Annotated in this window: 7 protein-coding genes and 1 pseudogene; 3 read left to right on the top strand and 5 right to left on the bottom strand. The window is 54.5% G+C overall.

The window, feature by feature from the left end:
* Positions 1-181 (bottom strand): annotated as a pseudogene (locus tag ABF287_RS06355) (F0F1 ATP synthase subunit I); the annotation flags it as partial.
* Positions 182-421: 240 nt separating this feature from the next.
* On the opposite strand from ABF287_RS06355, the gene ABF287_RS06360 reads away from it, so the two are divergent.
* On the top strand, positions 422-775 hold the full coding sequence (locus ABF287_RS06360; RefSeq protein WP_347184176.1) for a metalloregulator ArsR/SmtB family transcription factor: 354 nt from the start codon (positions 422-424) through the stop codon (positions 773-775).
* Positions 776-816: 41 nt separating this feature from the next.
* Here the strand turns inward: ABF287_RS06360 and ABF287_RS06365 are convergent, their stop codons facing one another.
* Positions 817-1431 carry an exonuclease domain-containing protein gene (locus tag ABF287_RS06365; RefSeq protein ID WP_347184177.1) on the bottom strand — a complete coding sequence of 205 codons (615 nt, stop codon included), beginning with the start codon at positions 1429-1431 and terminating at the stop codon, positions 817-819.
* 180 nt (positions 1432-1611) lie between these two features.
* On the opposite strand from ABF287_RS06365, the gene ABF287_RS06370 reads away from it, so the two are divergent.
* Positions 1612-2412, top strand: coding sequence for a class III extradiol ring-cleavage dioxygenase (locus tag ABF287_RS06370; protein WP_347184178.1), 801 nt, complete (start codon positions 1612-1614; stop codon positions 2410-2412).
* 113 nt (positions 2413-2525) lie between these two features.
* Here ABF287_RS06370 and ABF287_RS06375 read toward each other — a convergent pair whose 3' ends face one another.
* Positions 2526-3542, bottom strand: coding sequence for a zinc-binding alcohol dehydrogenase family protein (locus ABF287_RS06375; RefSeq protein WP_347184179.1), 1017 nt, complete (start codon positions 3540-3542; stop codon positions 2526-2528).
* Between the two features lie 156 nt (positions 3543-3698).
* Between ABF287_RS06375 and ABF287_RS06380 the strand changes: the two genes are divergently transcribed.
* Entirely contained in the window at positions 3699-4604 is a 906-nt protein-coding gene (locus ABF287_RS06380) for a GntR family transcriptional regulator (RefSeq protein WP_347184180.1), read from the top strand.
* 13 nt (positions 4605-4617) lie between these two features.
* On the opposite strand, the gene ABF287_RS06385 is transcribed toward ABF287_RS06380, so the two are convergent.
* A complete protein-coding gene (locus tag ABF287_RS06385) occupies positions 4618-5598 on the bottom strand; it encodes an aldo/keto reductase (protein ID WP_347184181.1) in 981 nt (326 codons plus the stop codon).
* Complete coding sequence (locus tag ABF287_RS06390) at positions 5595-6047, bottom strand: hypothetical protein (RefSeq protein WP_347184182.1); 453 nt, start codon at positions 6045-6047, stop codon at positions 5595-5597. Before ABF287_RS06390 ends, ABF287_RS06385 begins: the two co-directional genes overlap by 4 nt.
* Positions 6048-6115 lie beyond the last annotated feature (68 nt).

Raw genomic sequence — 6115 nt, forward strand, 5'->3', positions numbered from 1 at the left:
ATCCCATGCCGAAACCGATCATAAGACCGGCAACCAATTCTATCACCATCCGCCATGCCATATTGGCCTGAGAAAAGTGTTCTTCGCCGCGGGAGCTTGTGGGCTCTTGCGCCTTTTTCAAACTCGCAATCCGCTCATCCAATGCTTTCAATCGCTTTGGGTCGTGCGGGTCGGTCGTCATTCAAGGCCCCTTTGGCAGTTGGCGGCAAACTAGGCGGAGGGTCGCTCAGAGTCAACGCGGGATTTGCCCTTTTCGCAATTGCACCAATACATTGATTTAAAATGATAAAAACAGACGCGCGCAATGTGTCGCACCCCTCACCTGCGTGCCAATGACCGTTTTCAAGCCCTTGCAACGCAGATCACCTATATTCAACCAAATGGTTGACCAAACGCGATACCGCCCGTAACTCTCATTGGTATGACACAGGCTCAGAACGCGAAATCCATTGACCTTATCTTTGCAGCCCTCGCCGACCCAACCCGTCGCGCGATCCTTGAGATGCTGCTGGAAGACGATATGGCTGTGACGGATGTGGCTGAACCCTTCGAGATGTCTTTGGCTGCAATCAGCAAGCACCTGACGATTTTGATGCGCGCAGGGCTGATTGCGCAAGAAAAGCGTGGGCGTGTGAAGTGGTGCAAGTTGCAACCCGATGCGATGCGTGCGTCGTCCATTTGGATGCAAGGGTTTGGTCAGTTTGAAGCCTTGGACTTAGAAGGCTTTGAGCGGTTCTTGGAGCGCGAACTGGATGAGACGCAGGACATGGCCTAAGCGACACCCGCGCCGATGCCCCCTCACCTTGTTGTGCTTCCCTAAAATTCAAACGCCATCTGCCGCGAGATCTGCGCAAACTTGATTTTTTGCCCCATCGCCACCTCAGCAGCCAGTGTGACTTGGGCTGCGGCACGCGCGTCTTCGCCCGCGTCATGGTGGCGAAATTGAAGCCCCAGAACCTTTTTCAGATTGGCCAGACCGTGCCCGCCATTGCCGCGCAATTCTGGCCAAGCTTTGCGCGCAATCGCAACGCTGTCGGACCAAACCGATTTTAACGCTGGCATGTCAGCACGCAGACACGCCGCATCGAACGCTTTTTCGTCGTAGCGGCTGTGCTGCACAAGAGGATAGGCTTCAAGCGCCTGACGCAACTCTGGCAAGAGGTCTTCGAAAAACGGGGCCCCACGCACGGTGTGCGCATCGATCCCATGCAAGCGTGTGTTTCCAGCTGCGAACGGAACGCAAGGATCGACATAAACACTATGGGTCGCAATGGAGCCGTCAAACCCAACGACAGCAAGGCCAATCTGGCAAATGCTCGCAATCTCATAACTGGCCGTTTCGACATCAACGGCGATGAACCGAACATCCGCCGTCAGAGGTTTGGCCTGATTGAAACAAGCCGGGAGATCTATGTGTGCAGAACGCGCCATGCCAGCACCTTTGCATGTTCGGCAATCGCTGCAAAGCCAACTTTGACGCCCAGCGCGCCATCAAGTGCAACCTGCGAGCTCAGCAACCACGCACAGAACCTTCGCGGCACGCAACATAGCTTTTCCTGCGCGGTCTGACTATCTTTGGGCCAAAGCACCCCAGCGCAAACGAGGCACAGCATGACACGTACACTGCCAACTTACTTTATTTCTCACGGCGGCGGTCCATGGCCTTGGATTCCCGACATGCGCGCCATGTTCGCTTCGCTCGAAGCCTCGCTGAAACAGATGGTCGCCGATCACGGTGAAACGCCCAAAGCCATCTTGATGATTTCAGGTCACTGGGAAGAGCAAGACGTCGCAATCATGAGTTCCCCAAAGCCGCCGATGGTCTATGACTATTCCGGCTTTCCACCAGAAACCTACAGCATCACCTATGATGCGCCCGGTGCGCCGGACGTGGCTGCGCGTATCAGCGATTTGTTGACCGAAGCGGGCATCAAATCCAAGCTTGATCCCAATCGCGGGTTTGATCACGGCACGTTTTCCGTGATGGAGGTGATGTACCCCGAGGCCAACGTGCCCTTGCTGCAGATCTCGTTGCTGAAATCCTATGATCCTGCGGACCACATTGCCATTGGACGCGCCCTCGCCCCCTTGCGCGACGAAGGCATTATGATCGTCGGCTCAGGCCTAAGCTTTCACAATCTTCGCCTTATTCGCGGTGGTGGAGAAGCGCCGTCTGCGCAGTTTGATGCGTGGTTGTTCGACGCGATGATGGCAGCGCCCAGCGAACGGCGCGATGCGATCATCAATTGGGAAACCGCCCCCTCTGCGCGTATTTGCCACCAGAACGAAGATCACTTGGTGCCTTTGTTCGTCGCCCTTGGCGCCGCAGAAAACGAGCCCGCGACGCGCATCTATCATGATGAAGGCAATGTCGGCATGCCAATTACGGTGTCAAACTACCGCTTCGGCTAAAGGCCATCATTGATGGCGTTGCGCCAACAAGCGTGGGGGGGGGCTCGATGCCGCGCGCAGTCACATCTGCACGCGCACCGCCAGCCCAACACAGTCATTCATTGCAACATTGGTCAGTCTTGCACCTTTACAATGACCTTGATCAGATCAGCGCGATCCGCGGCGAGATCACTGAAGCGCTCAGAAAGTTCATCCAGTGACAGCAAGCTTGAACACAGCGCCTCTGAGGAAATTAAGCCATCGCGGAAGGCGGACATGACCCAGTCGAAATCAGCCTTAAGCGCGTTGCGACTGCCGATCAGGCGCATTTCGCGTTTATGGAACTCTGGATCGCTAAAGGTGATGTCGTCTTTGACCACGCTGACCAAAACATATGTCCCACCGTGCGCAATAGCGGCAAACCCCGCGTGAATAGCGGCTGGATGCCCTGTGGCATCAAAAACGGTGTCAAAGCCTTCGCCGTCCGTGGCCGCGATCGCGGCATCGACGCTGTCAAATCCAGAGGTAAACCCGAATTTATCCGCTGCCATTTTCAGGCGTTCTGGGCTGAGATCCAGCAAAGAAACTTCCGCCCCTCTCAAGCGTGCAAACAGGGCTGCACCGATGCCAATTGGTCCGACGCCCGTGACCAAAACGCGGTCGCCTTGGCCGACTTCGGGTCGGTTGACCGCATGGGCGCCAATGGCCAGAAATTCGACCATCGCGGCTTCGATCGGCTCTAGGCCGTCAGCGGGGTAAAGGTTTTGTTTCGGTACAGCGATCTGCGGTGTCAGGCCACCATCACGGTGCACGCCCAGAACCTCGATATTGTAGCAACAATTTGGTTTCGCACGCTGGCAAGCGCGACAGGTCCCACAGGCGAGGTATGGATTCACCACGACCAAATCGCCCGCTTTGAAACCATTGCCATCCGCCACCACACGCGCGCTAAGTTCGTGGCCGATCACACGCGGATAATTGAGATAAGGGTGTTTGCCTTCAAGAATGTGATAGTCCGTGCCGCAAAGCCCCACGGCCAGAATGTCGATCAATACCCAGCCTTCAGGGACATCCGTTGGCTTTGGACGGCTTTGCACCGCAAAAACACCAGGCTCGACAACAACACCTGCCTCAATCATTTCGTCGCTCATTTGTATATCCCCCCAAAAGATACACGCGGTCTTTAATAATAATAAACAAATTGATCCGCCCCTGCCGAACTGTCAAATGTTTTTAATTATTTTTGAACAATTCTAAAAAACAATCTATAGTGGCCACGACCGATCACTCCCAAAGGACAAACACAATTGGCGCGTACAAATGAGCGGTTCATCGAAGCCCACAACAAAATGATAGCTGTTTGTAAAAGAATGGAAATCGGCGACGAACTGCCTTCTGAAAACGCCATGGCATCCACATTGGGCGTCAGCCGAACAGTTGTGCGTAGCATCCTTGAGCGGTTCAAAGACCAAGCGCTCATTTCCATAAATGCGCGTCAAAAACTGTTGATGCGCCGCCCTACCAAAGATGACCTTCTTGAAACCCGCGCCACGTTGTTGGGCATTGAAGAATTGGAAAGCCAGTTCTTGGAATGGGTTTTGCGGATGGATGTGCCTGCGGGCGAAGTCCTAAATGTTGCACAGCTGTCTCAACATTTTTCTGTCGCCCCGCACACCTTGCAAGAATTCCTATCGTCGCTCAGCCGCTTTGGCATTGTCGAGCGCCGCGCGCGCGGAGGCTGGGTGCTTCACGGCTTCACCCTTGATTACGCAATTGAGCTGTCGGACTTTCGCAACCTGTTGGAACTTAACGCGGTGAAGCAATTGATCGCTCTGCCCGAAGATCATGATATTTGGAACCAGCTCGAGGTGTTGGAGCAAGAGCATCTAGATCTCTTGCAAAGCATTGAAACCGCCTATCATGATTTCTCGAAGCTCGACGAAAAATTTCATATGGCCATCAATAGCATCGTCAACAACCGCTTTGTCGCCGAGTTTCAAAAGGTCATTTCACTGGTGTTTCACTATCATTTCCAGTGGAACAAAGCCGACGAAAAACTGCGCAATACGGCTGCCATTGGCGAGCATCTGGAATACATTCGTGCATTGCGCAGCCGCGACCTTGCGGCCGCGACCCAAGCTGCACAAAACCACCTCAGCACATCCAAGCGCACCTTGGTGAATTCGCTTAAGACCAACGGGCACACAGATTAAGTGGTGATAAAAGTTAAGTGGTAACAAAGGCCTTGGCCGCGTCAGACAACGTCATATTGGCAGTGTCCAGATTACGCTGAAGCAAATCAGCCTCGCCAGTTCCAAGCATCACAGTGCAGGCAGCGGGGTGGTGCAAGGCAAATTGCAGGGCCGCTTCTGCCAACGTTAGCCCCACAGCTTTGGCCTGTTGCTCCAAAACAGCCACGCGGTCCAGAATGCCTTGCGACGCAGGCGCATAATCGAACCATGCGCCAGGCTTTGGGCCCGTCGCCAAAATACCCGAATTGTAAATGCCCGCCATCACAAGGCTTGTGCCGTGTTTGGCGCAGGCGTCCAGCAATCCGCCTTCTGCCTGCCTGTCCAAAAGCGTCAAACGCCCTGCCAACAAAATGACGTCCAAGACTTCGTGTTGCATCACGTCGATACAGATTTGGCTTTCATTCACACCCAGACCAATGGCCCCGATACGACCATCCTGCTTGAGCTTGCGCAACGCGCCGATGCCTGACCCCAAAAGATCATCCAAATGGCGTGCAGCGACCTGTGGGTCTGGATGGGTGTAGCTGCCAATGTCGTGGGCAAAGACAATATCAATCCGCGATGTCCCAATGCGTTCACAACTGGTCTCGAAGCTCTCCATGACCCCATCGGCCGAGTAATCGTAGCGCACCGCATTGGGCAACGGATTGATATACCCGTCAGCCTCAGCGACCTGCACACCGGGCGACAACACCCGCCCGACTTTGGACGACAAAACGAATGCGTCACGAGGCTTGTGTTTCAGCACCGCCCCCATGCGCTGCTCAGACAATCCACGACCGTAATGTGGCGCGGTGTCAAAGTATCGAATGCCGGCGGACCAAGCATGTTCGATCACATCTTTCACAGCTGTGTCACTGACCTCGCCGCCCATATTGCCAAAGGCGCTACCGCCCAAGGACAATGGCGTGACAGACACGTCGGTCTTGCCGACCTTATTCGTTTTCAGGATCAAATTGCGGCTTTCACATTGCTTGCCACAATCTCAGAGAGAATAGGCTTCTCTGTCAAGTCACCAACCTCGCGCGCCCACTCCAAAGCCGCGGCAATCCGGCGCTCAACCTTTTGGCTGTGGTTCTGTGCTATATCGGCGATCCGGTGGTCCAAATACGGGTTCGCAAATCGCTCAATCGTTGCCTCTATATAGGCGTCGAATTCATCGGCCAGCTCGGCAGCGACAAAGGCCGGACGCACTTCTGTCGTAAGCACAGCTTTGAGGCTGGCCAATTCTGCTGCGTCATCCATCAGGTTACGCACCAAAACATCATCGCCACCCTGCGATTTGAGCCAACGGTCCGTCAAAAACGTGTGCCCCAAGTTCAGCACGAACAGCTTCAGCGCTTCGATTTTCTCGAGTGCAGGCACGACCTGTACCTGTCTGACGTCAGCGCCTATGGGTCCCAATAGTCGTATTTGCTAAGAGAGTGTTTCTGGCTCATCGTAACCACCAAGGAGTGGAAGATGAGACAGAC

Origin of the sequence: Pacificibacter sp. (assembly GCF_039769035.1) — a bacterium.
GTDB lineage: Bacteria > Pseudomonadota > Alphaproteobacteria > Rhodobacterales > Rhodobacteraceae > Celeribacter.

Coding starts and splice junctions, on each gene's coding strand:
- ABF287_RS06360 (WP_347184176.1), top strand. CDS start 422: ATGACACAGGCTCAGAACGCGAAATCCATTGACCTTATCTTTGCAGCC.
- ABF287_RS06365 (WP_347184177.1), bottom strand. CDS start 1,431: ATGGCGCGTTCTGCACACATAGATCTCCCGGCTTGTTTCAATCAGGCC.
- ABF287_RS06370 (WP_347184178.1), top strand. CDS start 1,612: ATGACACGTACACTGCCAACTTACTTTATTTCTCACGGCGGCGGTCCA.
- ABF287_RS06375 (WP_347184179.1), bottom strand. CDS start 3,542: ATGAGCGACGAAATGATTGAGGCAGGTGTTGTTGTCGAGCCTGGTGTT.